Raw genomic sequence first — 21,522 nt, forward strand, 5'->3', positions numbered from 1 at the left:
TTTATAATTTTATTATATAGGTTATACTAAAATTATAAAAGTGAAAGGAGCTGTAAAACATGAGCAATTTAATTAAAAATATAGAATTTGCAAAAGTAGTTGAATTAAAAGATCTAATTTCATATCAAGAAGGTCAAGTTGTGAGCAGAACACTTTCTCAAATACCATCTGCAAATATTACATTATTCTCCTTAGACAAAGGAGAAGGAATAAGTACTCACACAACATCAGGTGATGCTATGGTCCAAATATTAGATGGTACAGCAGACATTACAATAGGAGATAATACTTTTACAGTTACAGCAGGTCAAACTATAGTTATGCCTTCTGATGTTCCCCACTCTCTTGAAGCTAAAGAAAAATTTAAAATGCTATTAACTGTAATAAAAGGTTAAACTTAATGCCCAGTTAAATTTTAAATATTTCACTGGGCCATTTATCTATTACCTACAAATTAATTGAGTTCAAATATTATTCATTATGTTAAAACTTAGTTAATTAATGTAACATCTTATTGTAACATTGAAGCTATATAATATATAAATAAGGGATTAAGTAGAAACTACTTCAATGAAATATATTATATAGAAATGGAGTTTGATTTTATATATGGAAGCTACTATGAATTTAACAAAACAAAAATGCAGAAGCTACTATTTCGATAATTTAAAATTACTACTAATTACTTTAGTAGTAATTGGACATACTGTTGAGCCGTTAATTAATTCACAGACAAATATGAAAATACTATACACATTTATATATTCTTTTCATATGCCTCTTTTTGTTTTTATTTCAGGCTATTTTTCAAAAAGTATTACCAACAGCAAAAAATTTTTTCTGAAAATTAATAATATTATTCTATCATATATTACTTTTCAATTTATGTACTATTTGTTCAACATCTATATTCTTAAGACAGAAAATTTTAAGTTCACTTTAGTTTATCCTTACTGGATTATGTGGTATCTTGTGTCATTTTTTACATGGAGTCTTATACTGCCATATTTTTCAAAAATAAAGCATCCCATTATAATAGCCTTTGTTATTTCTATACTATCTGGATATGACAATAATATAGGTTATTATTTGAGTTTATCTAGAACTATAACATTTTTTCCTTACTTCTTGATAGGTTACTTTTGTCAGAAATCTCACATAAAAAACATAAAAAGACATGTTAAAAAGAAATATGCCTTTTTAGGATTATTCATAATTTTTCTAGGAATATATTTATTAAATGATAGAATTGATTATAGATGGTTTTATGGTAGTTTTTCATATTCACAATTAAATAGTGCAAACTATCCCGAATACATGATTCGTATATTCACATATATTTTAGCTATACCTATATCTATTTTTATTTTAGCTTTAACTCCAAATAAGAATTTATTTTGTACGAAGCTTGGCTCTAGAACTATGACTGTATATGCCTTTCATGGCTTTATTATTAAACTTCTAGTGGAATATAACTTTTTTAATTATATAAATTATTTTATGGACGAAATATTTATTATAATTCTTCTTTCACTATTTATTGTAATATTACTTTCTTCAAAATTTACTGATAAACTTACTAAAATAATAATTCATCCAAAATATTTTTCTAATCTAATGTCTTCCTGAATTTTTTTATTGTTAATAGAATAATAGCAGTAGTAATTATTAGTAGGGATACAATTGGATTAATTAAATATTTTAGACCAACTCCCTTAATCATTATACCTCTTAATATTTGCAAAAAATAAGTCATAGGAATAATATCACTTATGTAATATATAACTTTTGTCATAGCTTCTCTTGGAAATATAAATCCTGATAAAATTACACTAGGAAGTATCATTGCTACAGATAACTGCATAGCTTGTAATTGGGTTTTAGATATTGTAGATATAAGCATACCCATGGCTAGAGAACATATTAAAAATAGAGTTCCAAGCAGTATCAATAGTATTAAACTTCCCTTTACTCCAACTCCAAATATTACATATCCTAATAGAAGAGATAGCAACATATCTAAAAATCCTATAATTATATAAGGTATTAATTTACCAACTATTAATTCAAAAGATGAAATTGGTGTCATTATAAGTTGTTCCATTGTACCTTTTTCTCTTTCCCTTACCATAGAAAAAGCAGTTAATATTACTGTAATGTTTTGCAGCACCAAACCTATAACTCCTGGAATATTGAATTTACTACTATCTAAAGAAGGGTTGTATAGCAAAAGCGGCTTAACATCTACCCCTATGCTTTCCTTACTGTCCAAACCAGCTTTACTCATATCTATTAATTTTAATTTATTAGAATAATTATTCCCTATAAGTTTAGAATATGACATAGCAGTTCTCGCTATAGTTGGGTCAGAACCATCAACAAGTATTTGGACTTCTGAAGTTTCATTTCTTCTCAAAGTTCTAGTATAATCAGGTGGAATAACTAATCCAACTTTTACTTTTCCCGAACTAATGTAATTTTCTACATCATCAGCTGAATCTGCTTCACCATATAATTTGAAATAATATGAATTGATAAAACTATTTACAATTTCTCTACTTTCAACTGTTTTACTTCCATCATATACAACTAAATTAACATTACTTACATCTGTATTAACTGCAAATCCAAATAATAATAACATTACTATAGGCATTATAACTGCAATACCAAGACTAGCCTTATCCCTTTTTATGTGTATAAATTCTTTTTTTGCTATAGTAAGTAGTCTTTTCATCTGCATTATTCTTCCTCCTTATTCTTTAAGGACTTTAAATCGTCAAAGGAAGCTACTACTTCCTTATTAGAAAATTTCTTAACATATTTTATAAATATATCTTCTAAATTATTGATTTTATGTTTCTTGTAAAGGTTGTCAATACTATCAATAGTTACAAGTTTACCATTATATATAAATCCTATAATATCACATACCGATGCCTCATCCATATAATGAGTGGTTACAAGCACAGTCATGCCTTCTTTTACTAAATCAATTATAGTGTTCCAAAAATCTCTTCTTGAAACCGGATCTACTCCTGCAGTTGGTTCATCTAATATTAAAAGCTGTGGATTATGTATAAGAGAACATCCTAGTGCTAATCTCTGTTTCCATCCTCCAGATAGTGTACCTGCAATACTTTTTTCCTTGCCTTCTAAATTTGCCATTTTAATTAATTCTTTCTTTCTAAACTCTAGTGTTTCTTTATCTAACATATATATATTTCCATAAAAGTCCAAGTTTTCTTCTACAGTTAAATCCTCATACAAACTAAATTTCTGGGACATATATCCTATATTTTGCTTTATCTTTTCTGATTCTTTTATCAAATCATATCCTAGTACTCTTCCTTCTCCACAGGTAGGTCTTAATACTCCACATATCATTCTTATAGTAGTTGATTTTCCTGATCCATTTGGCCCTAAAAATCCAAATATCTTTCCTTTAGGTATATTAAATGATATATTGTCTACAGCCGTAAAGTTACCAAATTTTTTTGTAAGATTTTTTATAGAAATAGCATAGTCCATAATATTCCTCCACTACTATTATAATTTTACGCTAAAAAGCATACCAGATTTTACAACATCTAAATTATCAAGTATTTTTATTTTTACTTCATATACCAACTTCATTCTATCTTTTTTAGTAACTACATTCATAGGAGTAAACTCTGCTTCTGGTGATATATATATTATTTTTCCATTAATAGTTTTATCTTTTAAAAAGTCACTTTTTAAAACTACTTTTTTGTTAATATTAATTCTAGGTAGTACGCTTTCTGGAACATAAACTTTAATCCATAAATCTTTATTATCCAAAAGTGTAGCTATTGAACTTCCTTGAGTTAAATATTCACCAGGATTGAAATTAATAGATTCTATAATTCCGTCATTAAAGGTAATTACTTTACTTTTATCTAATTGTAATTTTGACATTTCATAATTATTTTGAGCTTGCTCTACACTATACTCTGCTGCGTTTATATCTTTTTCACTAGCCCCATTTACTAGAAGGTTAAGTTTTTGAACAGCTGCATCAAGTTTAGCTTTGTAACTATCTACCTGAGATTGCACAGCTTCTAAAGCTGCCTTCATATTAGCTAAAGTAGATTCTGCATTATCTAAATCATTTTTAACTTTATCTAAATTATCTTTAGACTCTGCACCATTTTTATATAGTGCCATAGTAGTATCATATGTTTTCTTCTTGTAATCGTAATTATTTTGAGCAGTACTAACATTATTTTGAGCACTTTCAAGTTCCGCTTCTCCTTGCTTTACTAGAGCCTGTGCTTGCTTTACTAAAGCTTCCTGTGCCTTAATCTCTTCTACTCTATTTCCATCCTTTACTTTAGCCAAATTATTTTCAGCATTCTTTATAGAAATCTCTGCTCTCTGTAAATTTAGATAACTTTCATCAGAATAAATTGTAGCTATTAAATCGCCTTTACTTACTTTTTCACCTTCTTCTACTTTAATCTCTTTAATCCTTCCTCCAATTTCTGTGCAAATATTTATTTTATCAGCTTCTGCTGTACCATAATAAATATTACTATCATCTTCATTGTTTTGAATATACTTTAGGATAAAATATGCAGAAGTAGCTACTGCTATAATTAAAAAAGCAAATATGTATTTTTTAATTTTCTTTTTCTTCAATATTTTCACTTCCCTTTTTATTAATTTCATATTTATAATTTCCAATCCCATGCAAAAGTATATCTACCATATTTTTTATATTCTCTTTGTTATCATCTTTACCATTAAAAAATTCAGGCATAATCTTTGTAAGTAATATGTGGCCAATGATAAAACTCATAATTGTTTTTGTTATTAATATTGGTTCAATTTCCCTAAAGTTTTTATTTTTTACATTTTCCTCAACAAAATTATTTATAAGTGGTATGAGATTTGAATTTATTTTTTTTTGAACAATCTCAAAAAGATCTGCATTGTATGTTGATTCGATAAATATAGTTTTAATTAAAGAAAAATTCTTTTCTATAAGATCTAGCCTATCAATATATAAGTCTGTCATAATTTCATCTATAGCTTTTCCCTTATCATTTCTCATTATTGCTTCTACTGACTCAAGTACTAATGGCTTAAAAAACTTTGTAATTAATGGCACTATTAACCCTATAAGCAAATCATTTTTCGTCTTATAGTATCTAAAAATAGTTCCTTCAGCAACATTAGCTTCCTTTGCAATTTCACTTATTCTACTATTTCCAAAGCCTTTTTTAGAAAACACTTTTATAGCTGCATTCAATATTTGCCATTGTCTTTTTGTAAATTCTTTTTCTGAGGAATGCTCTTCTAAAAAAAGTTCTTTTAAAAATTCTTTGTTTTTATATGATTGAGAATCCATATTATTCACCCTTTTTAATATTAAATTTATTCTTAAAAAATGAGTACTCACTTTATAATAATGAGTATTTACTCATTTATTTTAATCTTATTCCCTTTATTAGATTTTGTCAATACTCTGTGCATATAAAAAAATAGAGGAGATATTGAATAACAACATCATCCTCTATTGTAATTTGTCATTAATATATGTTTTCTATAATAAAAGTATCCTAAAATTGTCCACAAAATAACTGAAATCATAGATGGCGTGCTGAGTCTTGCAGGAGAACCAGGTGTTATGAGTAATAGCATAAATAGAATACTTACAACAGCTCCCATTTGTGAAATATATCTGTTTAATCCAATTGAATGTTTAAAACTAATAAAACACACATGAAAATAACCTATTGCAGCTAATAAAGAAGACATATTAACTATATATATAATAACTTCTCTACCAAACCAAGGTGCTATTAAACTAACTACTGTTATAAATTTAATTCCATTTTCAAAAACACCATTTCTATTTTTTTTATTGTACTTTGAAGGAATAAGTTTATATTTACCTAAAGATCCAATTAATTTACTGCTAGCCAGCATAAAACCATTTATTCCACCTGACACTGCGCCTATCAATGATATTATTAATAGTAAAAAACCTATATATCCCATATTATTTAATATAGCAGACCCTAGAGCCCATTGTTCTTGCAATGCCTTCTGTGGAGTATATACAAATCCAGTTGTAATGTTTAATAGATTATAAAATAGTACTGCACAAAATACTGCTAAAATTGATATTTTAGTTGCTTTTGGAGCCTCAAAATTAAGCTCTGTAGATACTTGTGGTATTACATCAAAACCTACAAACAAAAATGGAACTATAGCAAAAACTTTTATAATTTTAACAATATCAAATTTATAATTTAAAATATAAGTATTCATAATTAAACTATGATCTGTATTTATAAACATAAATATAAATACTATAGTTACATTTACTACCATAAGCAAGCTCATAATATTTTGTATACCAGAACTTACCTTTATTCCTCTAATATTTATATAAGCAAATATCAATATTATTAAGCTTGCAATTATGACTTCTGACAAATATACAGGATATCCTGCTACTTTATAAAGATATAAAAAATCTACTTTTGTTCCAAACAGCTTCTTAAACACTAATACAAATGCTGTAGCATTAAGCGGAACCATACTTATATAACACAAAGTCAATGACCAACCTACTATAAATCCGTTAGCTTTGCCCATATTATTGTAAGTATAAGAAAATTCTCCTCCATCTTCATGATTACTCTCAAGCATAATGTGGTAACCTTTTTGTATTAAAACAATAGCAAGGCCGCCAAGTATTAACCCAACAGCCGTGCTAATTATACCACTTTCATGGAGAAATTTTGAACCTGGAAGTGTGAATGATCCCCACCCAATAATAGATCCTAGTGCTAAAGCTAGTATATCTATTCTGTTCAATTTCTTTACCATAAAACCAACCTTTATTTAAAATTATATTTTGTAACTATCTTTTCCCTTCCTGTTACCTGATCTTCATAATATTCATAGCAACAAATTCCAAGATAAGAACCTGATATATTTATTACATTTTTATATCCAAGATTTTGTAGAGCCATTACTGCATTGTAACTTCTTTGACTTGAACGACAATGTAGATATACTGGTTTATCCTTTGGAATTTCATCAAGTCTTTCTCTAATTTCACTTAATGGAATATTTATTGCATTTTTAAGATGTCCCTCTTCATATTCATTTTTTTCTCTTACATCTACTATAAATGCATTACTTTCTACTAATTCCCTAACTTTACTTACTGGAACTTGTTTAAACCTTCCATATAGTAAGTTAAGTCCTACTAATGCTGCATGATTTACTACATCTTTAGCAGTTCCAAACATAGGAGAATAGCATAGTTCTAATTCTTTTAAATCTTCTAAGGTTCCGCCCATTTCAATCATTGCAGCAATAACATCTATTCTCTTATCTACATTTCCCTTTCCTATTGCTTGTGCTCCAAGTATTTTACCTGTTGGATACTCATATATCAATTTAAAGTGCATTACATTGCTATCTGGCATCAATCCTACTTTGTCAGTTGGAATTATATATACAAAATCATAAGAAATTCCTGCTCTTTTTGCAGTCTTTTCATTTAATCCTGTACATGCAGCTCCTAGATCGAATATTTTTACTACAGAGGATCCTATTACTCCTTTATTGTTATGAGGTATATTGTATATATGATCAGCTACTGCTCTAGCCTGTCTTTGTGCAGGACCTGCTAATGCAAGTTTTGAAGGTTTATGAGTTAATTTATTATAAACCTCAATAGCATCGCCTACAGCATAGATATCTTTATCACTTGTCAAATAATTATGATCAACTTTTATACCTCCAGTTTCTCCAATTTCAAGTCCTGCCTCTTTAGCTAAACTAGTTTCAGGTTTAACACCAATTGCCATTACTACGACTTTTGCAGCAACTTTTTTACCAGATTGAAGTTCTATAGAATCTTCATTTATTTTCTTTACTCCATCTCTTAATATTAAATTAACTCCCTTATCTATCATTTCTTTGTGAAGTATCTGAGCCATATCATAATCAAAAGGACTCATTATCTGATCAAGTGCTTCTATAAGGCTGACATTTTTACCTGCTAGACGCAAGTTTTCAGTTACTTCTACTCCTATAAATCCACCGCCAATAACAGCTATATCTTCAATGTTATTCTCAACAATATAATCATTAAGTTTCTTAATATCAACTACGTTTCTTACTGTAAATACATTTGGAGCTGTTACTCCTTCAATACTTTTTGGTCGGATTGGATTAGCTCCTGGAGATAAAACAAGCTTGTCATATGCCTCTTCATATTCTTCTCCTGTTACTAAGTCTTTCACTACTATCTTCTTCTCTTCTCTCTTTATCTTAGTAACTTCAGTATTAACTCTAGCTTCAATATTGTATTGTTTTTTAAATTGTGTTGGACACATTAAAACCAAATCATCACTATTTTCTACTATACCACTTAAATGAAATGGCAAAGAACAATTAGAAAAAGATACATGAGGACCTTTTTCAAACATTATAATTTCTGCATTTTCATCAATTCTTCGTGCTCTTGCTGCAACTGAAGCTCCTCCAGCTACTCCCCCAACAATCAAAATTCTTTTTTTCATAATAAATTCCTCCCTAAGTTTTATAATTATATTTATACTTCTTATGCTTTAGACCACTTTTTGCCAAGTATGTTTGCTACAATTCCACCTAAAACCATAAATATTAAGAAGATCCATCCTGAAAGAGAAAAATTTGCTATAGGTGTATATAATGCTCCAACATTACAACCATTTGCAAGTCTAGTGCCTAATCCCATAGTAATTCCACCTAATGCATATAGCATTGCTTCTCTTCCTGTTATGTGTAGTTCTGTTACAAATGTTCTCATAAATTTACCAGCTGTCAATAAATATATTATCGTCCCTACTATTATACCAAAATTTTGCACTGATACACCATGTTGAAAAAAAGGAGTAGAATAAACTTCTGCTGGCATTTTTGAAAAAGAAGATAATTCCTGTGGTGAAACTCCAAATATCATTAAAAATTTTCCAAACCAAATTCCATAAGGAGTAGATGCTCCCCATCCAGCTTTAGTGACACCCATTAACAGAGAAAATAATATGCTTAAAACAACTGCTCCTTGTGCTAATGTCCAAGGTTTATCAAATATTCTCATATATGTTTCTTCACTTAAAAGCTTATAATTTTTGCTATTCAAAGGCTTACTTTCATCTTGTAATTTCTCTGTTGGATATCCAGTAAATGTATCATTGCATTTACGACTTCCTTCATATTTATATGAAATATATACAACGATTCCACATAATATAGCCATCAAGGTTAATGCTCCAATATATCCTCCAGCTCCATCCCACTTGAATAAATCTGGAAGAAATACACCACCATTCAATTTTTCACCAACTGGAGTTGAAATCAAAGAACTTTTAACCCAACTTGCTGTTTTTTGCACGGGGAATCCTAAAAATACACCTATTCCAAAAAATATTAATGTAATAAAAGCTCTAGGCAGTCCTGTTACTAAATCAGTTAAAACTCCTGTTGCACAACAAGATGAAAATGACATGCCAAATCCAAATAGTAATCCTCCTAATATAAGACCAAGATTAATTGGATTTATCCAAAGGTTATAGGTAGTTGGATCTTTTTTAAATAAAAATGCAGTTGTTAGCAACGCTGTCATAAAAAACATTAACATAAGTGTTCTCATTAATTTAGTTGATCCAGTTCTAAATGCACGATTTACACTACCTGCAAATCCTGTATAAGACCTTGACAATGCATATCCAAGACCTACTCCAATTAGGAGTCTAAAAAACAGCATGTCCGTTTTTAAAAATGTTTTACCTAAAAACAATACTAAAAAAATTACTATAAATCCTAAAATTGCTTCACCTTTTTTCATTTTTTACCTCCCACTTGTTTGTTAATTGCCTAACAAAATTCTCTAACAATATTATAGTAGTTTTTATTATGTTTTTATATAAAGTAAAAATTATATAGCATAATAATTTTCTTTAGTTAAATAATTATAAAATTAGAAAATTTAACCTTAATTATCACCTTGAATAAATATTTTTTTTATGTATCATATATAATATAGGAATTATACAAATATTATTCGTATTTAGGGTGTGAATATATGAATCTTGAAAATCTGCAATCATTTTATATTACAGCAAAATGTAGTAGTATTTCAAAAGCAGCTCAAATTCTCCACATCACTCAACCTGGACTGAGTGATCAAATCAAAAGCTTAGAAAATGAACTACAAGTAACTCTTTTAAATCGTAGTAATAAAGGAGTTACATTAACAGAAGAAGGGTCTGTAGTATTCAATTATGCAGATACTCTACTGTCTATTCAGGGAAATATTAAAAGAGATTTAATAAATTTGCATGAAAAACAGCCAAAATTACTAATAGGTAGTTGTAAAAGTCTAGGTGAATATGCCATTCCATGCAGTATTTTTACTTTTAAGCATATGCATAAAAAAATAGATATTCACATGGAAGTTTTTAATTCAACAGAAGTTATTCAAAAATTACAAGATCATACTGTTAATATTGGAATTATTCAATATGATCCACATATAGATGAAATAATCACTAAACCTATTATTTCAGATGAACTTATTTTAGTAGGGAGTAGTAACAATTCTCCTAAAAAAATTTCTATAGAAGAGCTAAAACAAATTCCATTAATTTTACGAGAAAAAAATTCTGGAACTAGACATGTTATTGAAAAATCATTAGAAAAGCAGAATCTATCTATAAAAGATTTAAATGTGATTTATGATTTGAATTCTCCAGAATCAATTAAATCATCTATTGTTTCAGGAAAAGGTTTTTCCTTTTTGCCAAAGCTAATAGTGGCTCAAGAATTAAAAAAACAGACCATTCAAATAGTTAAAGTAGATAATTTAAGTGTTTCTTTTTCCTATTATATAGCTTCACGAAAAAAACATACATTTAAAGAACATGAGCAAATGTTTATAGATTTTATAATGTCTAATAAAAGAGGTTTTTGTTAAAAAGAGGACTAGCTCCTCTTTTTTATAACTATATGAAAAATCTAACCAAAAATTTAACACCTACCCATGCCCCTAACATAACAAATATTCCAAAAACCCAAGCATGAAGAGAAAATGATGGTATTCCACTAAAAAAGGCTCCAATAGTACATCCAGCAGTCAATCTAGTTCCATACCCCATCATAATCCCACCTAAGAGTGCAAGCAAAAATTGCTTTTTATTTTTTATTTTTTTCCATTTAAATTGAGATGCCAATAAAGTTGCAATTAATGATCCTATAATAACACCTATATTTAAAATTGTGTATTTATTAATAAACACATTTCCATGTAGTGCAATTGGCTCATAATAAGCTTTAAAATGACTAAAATAATCCCATTTAAAAGGATCTAGTCCAAAACATTTTAATATACCAATTCCCCATAATAAAAAGCCACTAGTTATTTGCCAACTTATACCTATTAATGCTAATAAAACTACATTCATTATACCTAATAAAATTCCACCTATCCAATAAGGCCATGGTTTCTTAAGATATTTTACTATACTTTTTGAATATATATTTCCCACTCTCCTCCACCTAATTCAAGTGATTTAACTGGATACTTCTTATTTTGTGCCCATTTTTCTATATCAATTACAACACAACTATGATCACAAGCAATAATGAGTACATCCCCTTCTTTCATAGTCTTCAATTCTTTCATAGCTTTAAGCAAAGGAATTGGACACAATTCACTTAAACAATCTAATTTTTTTACTGCCATGAAAATTTTCCTCCACTATTTTTCCTTTAATTGTTTATTCTCATACCATAGAGAAATTTTATATAAAATAATTAATACTACTATCTGAACTACAACAACAATTTTTAAATCAATATATTCAGGAAAATAAATTGTCTTTGCATCTTTAATAAAATGCTCGTACCAAAATGAATAGCTTTTAGCACCTAATAGAGTTCCTATAATAAATCCTAGAAAAACAATCCAGTACAAAGCATGTCCCTCACCAATTCTCATAAGTAAACTTGATGAACATCCTGCTGCAAAAACCATTCCTATACCAAATATAAAAGCACCAAACATTACATGGATTCCCACAGAACTAACAGCCCCTGGAATCATGTTATAATTAACGCCCTTAGTATAATTATATCCAGATTGAATGACAGCAAAACCAATAGTACTCACAATCATGGCTAATAGTACTCCTCTAAGTATTCTAGTACTTCCTGAAACAAAAGGTTCTCTAAAGGCTGCTGCAAAACAAAACCTTGAATATCTTAAAATAATTCCAATTATAGTTCCTACTCCTAGACACACAGCATAATTATAGTGGCTTTTCCAAAACATTGTACATAATATTAAAACAATTAAAAATAGTATAACTCCATAAGGAATCTGACTCTTTTTCTTCTCTACTTGTGAGATACGTTTTTCAATTAATTCATCTATTTCATCTGACAATATATCATCCTTTCTCTAAATAAAATTATTATTTCTTTAATCCACATATAATATTATATCACTATTAATTAATACCCAGTGAAGTCTTAATTTTAGTCAATTCACTGGGTTATTTATAAAACATATATAAATTTATATTTTGTCCTCTAACACAACTGTTGTTCCTGAAATATAATCATGAATAGCTCTATGTGATGCAGTACTTAAAATCAAAATACCAGATATAATTGTCAAAATTCTTCCTGGAACTCCTAGATAGTATTCAAAATAAAATCCACTTATAAGAGTAAGCATTTGTACTAAATAGCTTGTAATTATAACTGCAGATTCTTCTATAAGAACCAATCCTATAATTTGACGTATAAACAGAGTTTTTAAATCTAGATCTGAATGATCCATTTTCACAATTTTAATTTTAACTAAATGCTTTCCAATTGTCTGACCATTATATTTCTTATATGGAATATACACATAATAAATTATGGCTGTAACAAAGCATAGAGCACCAGCTAAATATGCCCATCCTCTTGAATATCCAAGACTTGCAAATATATAGAGATTACTAAACATATCTGTTCTTTTTGTCACTGTAGCATAAATTAAAACCGCAGGCAATCCTGTAACAATTCCTCCCAAGAACCAGTCTATAACATATGCTAAAAGACGCCTTGATATACTGACATTTGATGGTTCTCTATTTATAAAGGACTTTATCTTACCCCATAATTTATGCATAAAAATTTCCTCCTATTTTGAATACAAATAATCCATAGCTTTTTTAAAACCTTCCAAACCTTTTCTAACCTTTGAACTAGGGCATCCTAAATTCATTCTTAAATATTTTGCACCATTAGATCCATAAGTTTCACCTTTCATAATAGCAACTCCACCTACATTTACTAAAGCATATTGAATTTCTTCAGATGTATATGGAACTTTTCTTCCATCTATCCATGCTAAATAAGTAGCATCTGGTTTTTTAAATTTAAAATCTACAAGTTCATTCTTAACAAAGTTCTCTACCAGCTCCATGTTACCACGAATATAGTCATTTAATTGATCTATATAATCATCACATTGTGTATATCCTACCATTGTAGCATACATTCCAAATATACTTGCAGAGTTTAAAAAATCTTTTTTTCTAGTGTGATATAAGAAATCATCTCTTACAGTATCTTTTGGTATTATAACATATGAACCAATCAATCCAGGAGTATTAAACGTCTTACTTGAAGAAGAAGCTGTATATAACTCATCATAGTCATCTATATATGATAAAAGAGGTATTTGCTTCTTTTTTCCAATCTGTATATCCATATGTATCTCATCAGAAATTATCTTTACATTATATTTCTTACACAATGACACCATATATTTCATATCATCTTCTGACCACATCTTACCTGTAGGATTGTGTGGAGAACATAAAAGCAATACTTTACAGTCTTTTATCTGTCTTTCAAATAAATCAAAATCAATTTCAAAAGAATCCCCTTTATGAATTAAATCGTTTGATACTAATATACGATCATTGTCTTCTATAACTGTAAAAAATGAGTCATACATAGGATTAAATGTCAAAATCTTATCTTTTGGATAACTTATCAACCTGATTAATAAAGACACTGAATACATAACACTTGGACTATATAAAATCCAATTTTCTTCAATATGTGTATTAAATCTTCTCTTATAATGCTCTGTTATAGATGACTTGAAATCATGATGATTCCACCTAGTATATCCATATATCTGCTGGCCTGCAACTTGAAGAATCTTTTTCGTAATAGGTTTTGGAACAATAAAATCAGTATCTGAAATTGAAAACGGCAATAAATTTCTTTTATTAAATCTATCCTGAATATAATCCCATTGTGTAGAATAAGTTCCAAGACGATTATGAACTTGATCAAAATTATATTTCATCTATCTTACCTCCAAAATTATATAATCTTTTGTAGTCTTATTAAGTGGAATACCTTTTCCATTAATAATAACTACATCATCTTCAATACGCACACCACCAACATTTGGAACATAAATTCCAGGTTCACAAGACATCATCATATGTTCCTTTAAAATAGTATTACTTTCAGGATTTAAAACTGGCATTTCACAGCCATCTCCTATTCCAAGACCATGACCTAATCCATGATTGAAATATTTACTATATCCAGCTTTAGAAATAATATCTCTAGCAGCTTTATCAACAGAACTTGCAACAACACCTGACTTAATAGCATTTAATCCTGCTAACTGTGCCTTTAAAACAATATCATAAATTTCTTTAATCTTAGGATCTGGTTCTCCAATAAAACACATACGGGTCATATCTGATTGATAATTTTTATACTGTATTCCAAAGTCAATCATAATTGGTTCATGAGCCTTAACCTTACGTTGAGTAGGTCTTCCATGAGGTAAAGCTGTTCTCTCCCCAGTTGCTACAATTGTGTCAAAAGACATCTGCTGAGCTCCTGAAGCAATTGAATTGTATTGAATAAGAGCGCTTATTTCATACTCTGTCATTCCTACTCGTATATTTTCAATAACTTTTTTATAAATATCATCTGTAATATCAATTGCCTCTTTCATAGTATCTATTTCTTCTTGTGTTTTTATAATGCGCAATTTAGCAATTTCTTTATCTAAAAGAATGATTTGAACCCCTAGCTTTTCAACATCTCTATAATCTTTTACTAACATTTGCGAAGCTTCAATGCCTAAATTATGACAATTTTCTTTTTTTAATATATCTTCAACTACTGCTAAGTAATTCTTACTGCCCTTATATGAAGAGTTTAGAAGTATTTCAAGGTCATGTTCTTTTTCTTTAGCTTCTGTTAAGTATCTTTCATCTAATATGAGGAAACCTTTATTTTGAGTAATTAAAATATTACAACCACTACCTGTCATAGTCGATAGCCATTTTTTCATAGTTTTACTATTTATAAGCATAGCATCAATATTGTTATTATACATAAATTTCTGTACTTTTTTCACCATTCTCGCCATATTATCCCCACCTTTAAAGACTAAGGCAAACATAAGTTTGTCTTTGTTTTAGAAATCTAAATCAAGATCTTTTAATATTTCTTCATCTTGTTTAGAGATATTATTCTTTTCATTATCTTTTTTCTGATAACGGTTTTCATATATCTTAAAGAATGGATACCATACACTAATTGATAAGAGTAATTGAATTGCATTAGCAACAATTGACATTACATCCATATTAGTTAAATATCCTTCCAAGAAAACACCTACATAAGGTGGAGTAAAGAACGAACATCTTAATATTCCAAATTTCATCATCCATCCAGGTATACTTCCTATAATTCCACCACAAATAACATATGGAATAAAGAATATAGGATTTAATACGATTGGAGCACCAAATAATATTGGTTCATTAATTCCGAAAAGTGCAGGAATTAATGCAACACGTCCTACTTGTTTTAATGCCTTAGATTTAGAAAACAAACACCAAAATACTAAACCAAATGTTATTCCTGTACCTGTAAAATTTCCAAAGGCAGAATCTGGACCAGGTGCAAAGAAATGAGTCATTGGTAATCCCGCTTTATAGTTAGCTATATTTTCTGCTAAAAACTGAGTAGAAATTGGGCTTGTAATTGGACTTAATACAGATGGATGAATTCCAAAGAAGAATAGTAAACATTGCAACATCTTCAGGAATGTATAAGCCAATGGATTGTCCATAGATCCAACTAGCGGCGCAAATATACTTGTAAAAATCAATGGTGGCATTATATTAAACACGTTTACACACACAATACGTATAATTAAGAAACAACCAATAATAATAACTGATATTGGAATCATTTCAAATGATCTTGAAACAAAATCTGGTACTGATTCTGGCATTTTAATTGTGAATTTTTTCTTTTTACACCAACGATATAATTCTACAGCAACAATTGTAGCAAACATTGCTGAAAAAAGACCTTTTGGTCCTAAATACTTAGTCATAATTCCGCCATCTTTTGTATAATCAACAGTTATCATAAAGAAACCAATAACCGCCATAATAACAGATCCTGGAACATCAATCTTATAAGAATTGGCAAGATGGTACGCCATAATAGCTGTAGCATATAATGACATAAGTGCCATACCTACGTTGTATGGAATATAGATAATATCAAGATTAGCAAGTATCCATTGAGATATCCCATTATCCTTACCAATCATATTAGGAATAGCCTCTGGAATCAGACAAAAGCTACCTATGATTAGTAGAGGCATTAAAGCTACCATAGCTTTTTTAATGGCACTCAAATGTACTTCTTTATCCATTTTGTTAGCAAGTGGTGCTAAATATTTGTTCATAAAAGCTTCGAACTTATTAAACATTTTTCCACCTCATTATTTATTTTTTTTCATATCAGCTTTTTTACGTTCTATAAGTACTTTTTTCAATACAGTTGCCCCATCCATTTTTCCATAAGTTTCTTTGTCCACAACTACATAAGGAATTTCATGTGGATCAATTATTGATTTAATATAATCCAACTTATGCGCAATTTGTGGCCCAACAACAACAACATCACAATCTTCAACTTCACTTTCCAAAATATCTACAGGAATCGCAGCAAATTTAAAATCATCCTCTTTAAGTTTTGCACTCTTTTTAATTACACCTTTCATACTTTCCATGAGCATAGTCGTTGAAAATCCTCCTGCACAACATAATACAATTTTCATTTTACTTCTCCTCCCTTTCTTCAAATACATTTATTAACTCCTCAATTAAATCTCTAGCTAATTGAGATGTCATATAATGGTCTTGTGCATGCACCATTAATAACCCAACTCCAGATTTATCATCACTATTTGATATACTGTCCGTGATGATCTTTGTTTGAATTTTATGAGCAGCTAGATCTTCTTTTTTAGCCTCAGATAGTAATTTACGAGCTTCATCATATTCTCTTGTCTTAACTTTTTTTAGTGCTTCAAAAGCCTTTGATTTACTTTCACCTGCAGAAGAAATCATTTCCATAATCATATTCTGTTCTACTTCAGTCATCTTGGTATCCTCCTAAAAAATTAACAAATTTGTTATAATCTTGACGTTTTAAACAATAACATAACTCACATACGAGTTTAATTAAATTTTCTAAATCATATCTATGAACAAGAGAATATGGACCATGGCAATACCTTAATGGTATTCCCAGCACAAGTGCCAACTTTCCATTACGATTTAAATGAGCATATCCAGCATCAGTTCCTCCTCCCTTAAACATATCACATTGATATGGAATACCTTTTTCATCTGCAATACTCTTAACATATCTTAAAAGTTCTACATTTGGAAACATTGTCTTATCATAATGCACAATCATAGGTCCCATTCCAATAAGTCGATGATTTGTATAGTTTTTTACAAGTTCAGGGTTATTTGCTACATCTAATGCAAATACTATATCTGGATCAATAAGATTAGCTGCAGTTTTTGCACCTCGAGTTCCAACTTCTTCGCTGCTTGTACCTACAAAATAGATATCATTTTCAACATCATCTTTTATTCTCTTAATAGCTTCAGCAATAACATAGCATCCAGTTCTATCATCCATTGCCTTACCCATATAAACATTTTCATTTGATAGCTGCCTTGCCTCACTTGCAAAACAAACCATATTTCCTATTTCTATTCCAAATGATTTAACTTCAGCTTCAGTATCACATCCAATATCGATGTACATTTCCTTTACATTTCCTTCACTATCTTTCGTAACATTTAGAAGTCCCTCTATTTTTTTACCATTAAATGTTGTTATTCTAACAATTTGCATTTCTTTACTCTTATTTTGTACACTACCTACAGCCATAAGATATATAAATCCTATATCTGAAATGCTTCTAACTATAAATCCCACTTCATCCATGTGAGCACAAAACATAATTTTTAGTGGATTTTTGTCTTTTCCTTTTTTATGGAATATAATACTTCCAATATTATCACAAAAAACTTCATCACTATATTTTGCAACTTCGTTGTATAAAATTTTTCTTATTTCATTTTCATGAGAAGCTATACCATCTGCATTGCTTAGTGCTTTTAATAAGCTATAATTCATAATTAACACCTCCTATCTCTTTCATAACTGCTATAAACTCTTCGAAAAATTTAACACTAACTAATCTTTCCAAGTACTTTGGTTCTCGCATTAGTTGACATAACTTTTTAGTAATATCTTTATAAATTTCTACTTGCTCTTTTTTTAAGCAAATCATGAACACAATTCTTACTTCTCTTCCATTAGATAAAAATGGATTTTTCAATATACTAACTGATATTGCATTCTTTAAAGCATCTGTTTCAATAGGATGAGGTATGCATACTCCATTTAAATAAACGGTGCTTACAAATTTCTCTCGTTCCATAACCATATCTGCATATCCCTTCTTGCCATATCCTTTCTTTTCAAGATCTTCTGCCATATTTCTAATAAGATGCTCGTAACTATCATCTTCTACTATGTTAAAAAATTCCTTTGAAAAATAAGAATAGTATGTTGGCTTTTCATTTATCAATGTATATGGATTATAATCATCACACTTTATAATTTCCCTAATTCTATACAAGTCTTTATCGTCTAAAAATTCTTTTATATAAATTACAGGTATATTGACATCATAAGATATTGGTACAGCTGTAAAAATAATATCAGGCTTATAACTTAAAAGTTCTTCCTGCTGTAAAAATGAAAATGTTTTAACTTCTGACCTTGAAAACACAGACTCAAGTTGCATCTTAATCAAATATGAAATTCCACCACCTGATGTACATACAACACCAATTTTTTTGTAAGATTGTATTTTCAATTCTTTTTCCTTTTCCATATGTGCTGCAAAATGCATAGCTACAAATCCTATTTCATCAAAACTAAATTTAATATTGTACTTTTTGTGGAATACATCACAAAATTGTATTGCAATATCAAATATCATAGGATATACAACACTTAACTGAGTTGCAAAAGAATTTTTATGCGAAATTTTATTCTTATATCTATTAGCTAAAAGTATCATATGCGAAATCAAAAATTGTTTCAAATCATGATCTTTTAGAAAATGACTATCATAAATTTTATCTATTCTTTTTAAACAATTTTCTATATCTTCAGTTAAATTATTAGTAAATAAAATATCTGATTCTTGTTTAGCAATATTTTTCTTAAGAATATCAATTAATTCATTTATATCGTCTTTTCCAAAATATACATTATATCTATTTTCCACAATATCGATTATTGCAGATGCAACTTTTTCAATAGAATCAGACTTAGAAAATTCATAGTCTTTATTTGGCTTATTAGTTTCCTTTTTTGAAATGTATATCATAACTTTTATAAAAACTATAATATTTAATAATTCATTATAATTAATATTTAGCTTTTCTGTATTCATAATGTTTATTAATTCAGACTCAACATCTGAAAAATTCATTACAACATCATCAACTTCTGTTTTAATGAATACGTTTCCATCACGATATTTATTACACATATATTGTTTAAGGTCTCTATTTGAACAAACTATTCTAACTCCATGATGACTCTTTTTTTCCAGAGTCATATTATAATTTTTACTAATTTGTTCTACTTTTTTTATATCATGCTTAATTAGTGTTTTAGATACTTGAAAAGCATTTGCAATATTATCCATTGAAACGTATGTATTTTGTACTGATAAAAATGCCAATATTTGATGCGGTCTTTCTTTTACTTTGAAAACATTCTTTTCATTTAATGTTTTAAGAAATTTATTAAATAACTTATCGTTAACAACTTCCAACAAATATCCTTTGCCTCTTTTTACATGAATTTTAAATCCTTTATTAGTAGAAATTCTCATGAGATATGAAATATCACTTTGAATTGTTCTTTTAGATACTTTATATTTGGAAATAAGGTATTCAATTGGAATATAATCTCTATTGTAAATTAAATCGCTCATTATTTGACTCAATCTCATTTGAACTTCTCCTTTCTATACTTTTCACTATCATTATACAAATATAATCTAATATAGAAAAGAAGAACTTTTGCACATAAAAATGCAACAATTTTCCTAATGTATATATTAGTATTACTATGTCAATTTTTGCACTAAAAAAAGTGTTATCTGTGAACTTGTAAACGCTTTTGTGCAAGTTTACAATAACACATGTAATTTAAATTGTTTTAAATGAATGAATTACTAATTATCAGGTTATTATAACTAATGCAAGCGAGGTGAAGACAACATGCTAAGTGATTTACTAAATAAGGACACCATTCAAGTTGATAATAATACCAACATGAATTGGGAAGATGCTATTAAAAAAGCGGCTATTCCGCTCTTAAAAAATAATAGCATTGAGGACAGATATGTATCAGCTATGATCGACTCTGTAAAGGAAAATGGTCCTTATATAAATATAGGAGAAAATATTGCAATGGCACATTCTAGGCCAGAAAATGGAGTTTTAAAAGTTGCACTTTCTCTTTTGAAAACAGATCCAGCTGTGGATTTAGTAAATGAAGATCATAAAATCAAACTATGGTTTGTACTGTCAGCTGTAGATAGTAACAGCCATATAAAATTAATTCAACAGTTAACACAATTATTGGGAAATAAAGAAATAGTCAAAAATATGCTATCCGCAAAAAGTGTTGATGAATTAGCAAATATTATTAAAAATAGGGAGGATAAATAGATATGAAAATTCTTGCAGTATGTCAAAGTGGATTAGGTAGTAGTTTTATGGTTCAAATGAATATTCAGCAAATTCTAGAAGATGAAGGTGTTAATGTAGACAATATTCAAATAGACCATGCTGATGTTGGAAGTGTTTCAGATGGTGCGGCAGATTACTTTTTTGTTGAGTCAACTCTTGCTGATGCACTTGGTAATATATCTAAGGAAAAAGTTATACCTTTAAAAAGCTTAATTGATAAAGATGAAATTAAAAAACATGTGAATACAATTTTGGATAAAGAAAATATAACTCACTCCTAAGAAAGGTA

23 protein-coding genes are annotated in these 21,522 nt (G+C 28.8%); 5 read left to right on the plus strand and 18 right to left on the minus strand.

The window, feature by feature from the left end:
* Positions 1–59 precede the first annotated feature (59 nt).
* Positions 60–395: a cupin domain-containing protein gene (locus H2684_RS07635; RefSeq protein ID WP_182088815.1), complete on the plus strand. Its 336-nt coding sequence runs from the start codon at positions 60–62 to the stop codon at positions 393–395.
* Between the two features lie 226 nt (positions 396–621).
* Positions 622–1,629, plus strand: coding sequence for an acyltransferase family protein (locus H2684_RS07640; RefSeq protein WP_182088908.1), 1,008 nt, complete (start codon positions 622–624; stop codon positions 1,627–1,629).
* Here the strand turns inward: H2684_RS07640 and H2684_RS07645 are convergent.
* From H2684_RS07645 to H2684_RS07675, 7 genes are all read right to left on the minus strand, one after another.
* The gene (locus H2684_RS07645; RefSeq protein ID WP_182088816.1) at positions 1,610–2,743 is read right to left on the minus strand and encodes an ABC transporter permease; all 1,134 of its coding nucleotides are present in this window, start codon (positions 2,741–2,743) and stop codon (positions 1,610–1,612) included. The two genes, H2684_RS07640 and H2684_RS07645, sit on opposite strands and share 20 nt — an antisense overlap.
* Positions 2,743–3,531: an ABC transporter ATP-binding protein gene (locus H2684_RS07650; protein WP_182088817.1), complete on the minus strand. Its 789-nt coding sequence runs from the start codon at positions 3,529–3,531 to the stop codon at positions 2,743–2,745. Before H2684_RS07650 ends, H2684_RS07645 begins: the two co-directional genes overlap by 1 nt.
* 18 nt (positions 3,532–3,549) lie before the next feature.
* Entirely contained in the window at positions 3,550–4,692 is a 1,143-nt protein-coding gene (locus tag H2684_RS07655; RefSeq protein ID WP_182088818.1) for an HlyD family efflux transporter periplasmic adaptor subunit, read from the minus strand.
* A complete protein-coding gene (locus H2684_RS07660; protein ID WP_182088819.1) occupies positions 4,643–5,374 on the minus strand; it encodes a TetR/AcrR family transcriptional regulator in 732 nt (243 codons plus the stop codon). The genes H2684_RS07655 and H2684_RS07660 overlap by 50 nt, the downstream gene beginning before the upstream one ends.
* Before the next feature lie 158 nt (positions 5,375–5,532).
* Positions 5,533–6,864 (minus strand): APC family permease, encoded by a 1,332-nt coding sequence (locus tag H2684_RS07665; protein WP_182088820.1) that lies wholly within the window; start codon positions 6,862–6,864, stop codon positions 5,533–5,535.
* An 11-nt stretch (positions 6,865–6,875) separates the two neighbouring features.
* Positions 6,876–8,573 (minus strand): FAD-dependent oxidoreductase, encoded by a 1,698-nt coding sequence (locus H2684_RS07670; protein ID WP_182088821.1) that lies wholly within the window; start codon positions 8,571–8,573, stop codon positions 6,876–6,878.
* Positions 8,574–8,614: 41 nt separating this feature from the next.
* Positions 8,615–9,880 carry a YeeE/YedE family protein gene (locus H2684_RS07675; RefSeq protein WP_182088822.1) on the minus strand — a complete coding sequence of 422 codons (1,266 nt, stop codon included), beginning with the start codon at positions 9,878–9,880 and terminating at the stop codon, positions 8,615–8,617.
* Between the two features lie 237 nt (positions 9,881–10,117).
* On the opposite strand from H2684_RS07675, the gene H2684_RS07680 reads away from it, so the two are divergent.
* Positions 10,118–11,008, plus strand: coding sequence for a LysR family transcriptional regulator (locus tag H2684_RS07680; protein ID WP_182088823.1), 891 nt, complete (start codon positions 10,118–10,120; stop codon positions 11,006–11,008).
* Between the two features lie 28 nt (positions 11,009–11,036).
* Here the strand turns inward: H2684_RS07680 and H2684_RS07685 are convergent, their stop codons facing one another.
* The 11 genes from H2684_RS07685 to H2684_RS07735 form a co-directional block, all read right to left on the minus strand.
* Positions 11,037–11,579 (minus strand): YeeE/YedE thiosulfate transporter family protein, encoded by a 543-nt coding sequence (locus tag H2684_RS07685; protein WP_347707534.1) that lies wholly within the window; start codon positions 11,577–11,579, stop codon positions 11,037–11,039.
* Entirely contained in the window at positions 11,552–11,776 is a 225-nt protein-coding gene (locus H2684_RS07690; RefSeq protein WP_182088824.1) for a sulfurtransferase TusA family protein, read from the minus strand. The genes H2684_RS07685 and H2684_RS07690 overlap by 28 nt, the downstream gene beginning before the upstream one ends.
* Positions 11,777–11,791: 15 nt before the next feature.
* Positions 11,792–12,478, minus strand: a complete 687-nt coding sequence (locus H2684_RS07695) for a YeeE/YedE thiosulfate transporter family protein (RefSeq protein WP_182088825.1) — start codon at positions 12,476–12,478, stop codon at positions 11,792–11,794.
* A gap of 132 nt (positions 12,479–12,610) precedes the next feature.
* Positions 12,611–13,213: an RDD family protein gene (locus tag H2684_RS07700; RefSeq protein WP_182088826.1), complete on the minus strand. Its 603-nt coding sequence runs from the start codon at positions 13,211–13,213 to the stop codon at positions 12,611–12,613.
* Between the two features lie 12 nt (positions 13,214–13,225).
* A complete protein-coding gene (locus tag H2684_RS07705; RefSeq protein WP_182088827.1) occupies positions 13,226–14,407 on the minus strand; it encodes an aminotransferase class I/II-fold pyridoxal phosphate-dependent enzyme in 1,182 nt (393 codons plus the stop codon).
* Positions 14,408–15,496, minus strand: a complete 1,089-nt coding sequence (locus H2684_RS07710) for a Xaa-Pro peptidase family protein (protein ID WP_182088828.1) — start codon at positions 15,494–15,496, stop codon at positions 14,408–14,410.
* A 48-nt stretch (positions 15,497–15,544) separates the two neighbouring features.
* Positions 15,545–16,834, minus strand: coding sequence for a PTS transporter subunit EIIC (locus H2684_RS07715; protein ID WP_347707535.1), 1,290 nt, complete (start codon positions 16,832–16,834; stop codon positions 15,545–15,547).
* A 36-nt stretch (positions 16,835–16,870) separates the two neighbouring features.
* A complete protein-coding gene (locus tag H2684_RS07720; RefSeq protein ID WP_182088830.1) occupies positions 16,871–17,209 on the minus strand; it encodes a PTS sugar transporter subunit IIB in 339 nt (112 codons plus the stop codon).
* A gap of 1 nt (position 17,210) precedes the next feature.
* A complete protein-coding gene (locus tag H2684_RS07725) occupies positions 17,211–17,534 on the minus strand; it encodes a PTS lactose/cellobiose transporter subunit IIA (protein ID WP_182088831.1) in 324 nt (107 codons plus the stop codon).
* Entirely contained in the window at positions 17,527–18,588 is a 1,062-nt protein-coding gene (ypdE, locus tag H2684_RS07730) for an aminopeptidase (RefSeq protein WP_182088832.1), read from the minus strand. The genes H2684_RS07725 and ypdE overlap by 8 nt, the downstream gene beginning before the upstream one ends.
* Positions 18,578–20,488 (minus strand): PTS sugar transporter subunit IIA, encoded by a 1,911-nt coding sequence (locus H2684_RS07735; RefSeq protein ID WP_182088833.1) that lies wholly within the window; start codon positions 20,486–20,488, stop codon positions 18,578–18,580. The genes ypdE and H2684_RS07735 overlap by 11 nt, the downstream gene beginning before the upstream one ends.
* A gap of 271 nt (positions 20,489–20,759) precedes the next feature.
* Here H2684_RS07735 and H2684_RS07740 point away from each other — a divergent pair, with 271 nt between their 5' ends.
* The gene (locus H2684_RS07740) at positions 20,760–21,212 is read left to right on the plus strand and encodes a PTS sugar transporter subunit IIA (protein WP_182088834.1); all 453 of its coding nucleotides are present in this window, start codon (positions 20,760–20,762) and stop codon (positions 21,210–21,212) included.
* A 2-nt stretch (positions 21,213–21,214) separates the two neighbouring features.
* Positions 21,215–21,514 carry a PTS sugar transporter subunit IIB gene (locus H2684_RS07745; protein WP_182088835.1) on the plus strand — a complete coding sequence of 100 codons (300 nt, stop codon included), beginning with the start codon at positions 21,215–21,217 and terminating at the stop codon, positions 21,512–21,514.
* Positions 21,515–21,522 lie beyond the last annotated feature (8 nt).

Source organism: Clostridium sp. cel8 (assembly GCF_014050525.1).
Taxonomy (GTDB): Bacteria; Bacillota; Clostridia; order Clostridiales; family Clostridiaceae; genus Clostridium_B.

What these genes read in the sequence shown, in the direction of transcription:
- H2684_RS07740 (WP_182088834.1), top strand. Translation starts at nt 20,760, where the DNA reads ATGCTAAGTGATTTACTAAATAAGGACACCATTCAAGTTGATAATAAT.
- H2684_RS07660 (WP_182088819.1), bottom strand. Translation starts at nt 5,374, where the DNA reads ATGGATTCTCAATCATATAAAAACAAAGAATTTTTAAAAGAACTTTTT.
- ypdE (WP_182088832.1), bottom strand. Translation starts at nt 18,588, where the DNA reads ATGAATTATAGCTTATTAAAAGCACTAAGCAATGCAGATGGTATAGCT.
- H2684_RS07680 (WP_182088823.1), top strand. Translation starts at nt 10,118, where the DNA reads ATGAATCTTGAAAATCTGCAATCATTTTATATTACAGCAAAATGTAGT.
- H2684_RS07725 (WP_182088831.1), bottom strand. Translation starts at nt 17,534, where the DNA reads ATGACTGAAGTAGAACAGAATATGATTATGGAAATGATTTCTTCTGCA.
- H2684_RS07745 (WP_182088835.1), top strand. Translation starts at nt 21,215, where the DNA reads ATGAAAATTCTTGCAGTATGTCAAAGTGGATTAGGTAGTAGTTTTATG.
- H2684_RS07640 (WP_182088908.1), top strand. Translation starts at nt 622, where the DNA reads ATGAATTTAACAAAACAAAAATGCAGAAGCTACTATTTCGATAATTTA.
- H2684_RS07715 (WP_347707535.1), bottom strand. Translation starts at nt 16,834, where the DNA reads ATGAACAAATATTTAGCACCACTTGCTAACAAAATGGATAAAGAAGTA.
- H2684_RS07700 (WP_182088826.1), bottom strand. Translation starts at nt 13,213, where the DNA reads ATGCATAAATTATGGGGTAAGATAAAGTCCTTTATAAATAGAGAACCA.
- H2684_RS07675 (WP_182088822.1), bottom strand. Translation starts at nt 9,880, where the DNA reads ATGAAAAAAGGTGAAGCAATTTTAGGATTTATAGTAATTTTTTTAGTA.
- H2684_RS07670 (WP_182088821.1), bottom strand. Translation starts at nt 8,573, where the DNA reads ATGAAAAAAAGAATTTTGATTGTTGGGGGAGTAGCTGGAGGAGCTTCA.
- H2684_RS07655 (WP_182088818.1), bottom strand. Translation starts at nt 4,692, where the DNA reads ATGAAATTAATAAAAAGGGAAGTGAAAATATTGAAGAAAAAGAAAATT.
- H2684_RS07735 (WP_182088833.1), bottom strand. Translation starts at nt 20,488, where the DNA reads ATGAGATTGAGTCAAATAATGAGCGATTTAATTTACAATAGAGATTAT.
- H2684_RS07650 (WP_182088817.1), bottom strand. Translation starts at nt 3,531, where the DNA reads ATGGACTATGCTATTTCTATAAAAAATCTTACAAAAAAATTTGGTAAC.
- H2684_RS07665 (WP_182088820.1), bottom strand. Translation starts at nt 6,864, where the DNA reads ATGGTAAAGAAATTGAACAGAATAGATATACTAGCTTTAGCACTAGGA.
- H2684_RS07705 (WP_182088827.1), bottom strand. Translation starts at nt 14,407, where the DNA reads ATGAAATATAATTTTGATCAAGTTCATAATCGTCTTGGAACTTATTCT.
- H2684_RS07710 (WP_182088828.1), bottom strand. Translation starts at nt 15,496, where the DNA reads ATGGCGAGAATGGTGAAAAAAGTACAGAAATTTATGTATAATAACAAT.
- H2684_RS07690 (WP_182088824.1), bottom strand. Translation starts at nt 11,776, where the DNA reads ATGGCAGTAAAAAAATTAGATTGTTTAAGTGAATTGTGTCCAATTCCT.
- H2684_RS07720 (WP_182088830.1), bottom strand. Translation starts at nt 17,209, where the DNA reads ATGAAAATTGTATTATGTTGTGCAGGAGGATTTTCAACGACTATGCTC.
- H2684_RS07645 (WP_182088816.1), bottom strand. Translation starts at nt 2,743, where the DNA reads ATGCAGATGAAAAGACTACTTACTATAGCAAAAAAAGAATTTATACAC.
- H2684_RS07635 (WP_182088815.1), top strand. Translation starts at nt 60, where the DNA reads ATGAGCAATTTAATTAAAAATATAGAATTTGCAAAAGTAGTTGAATTA.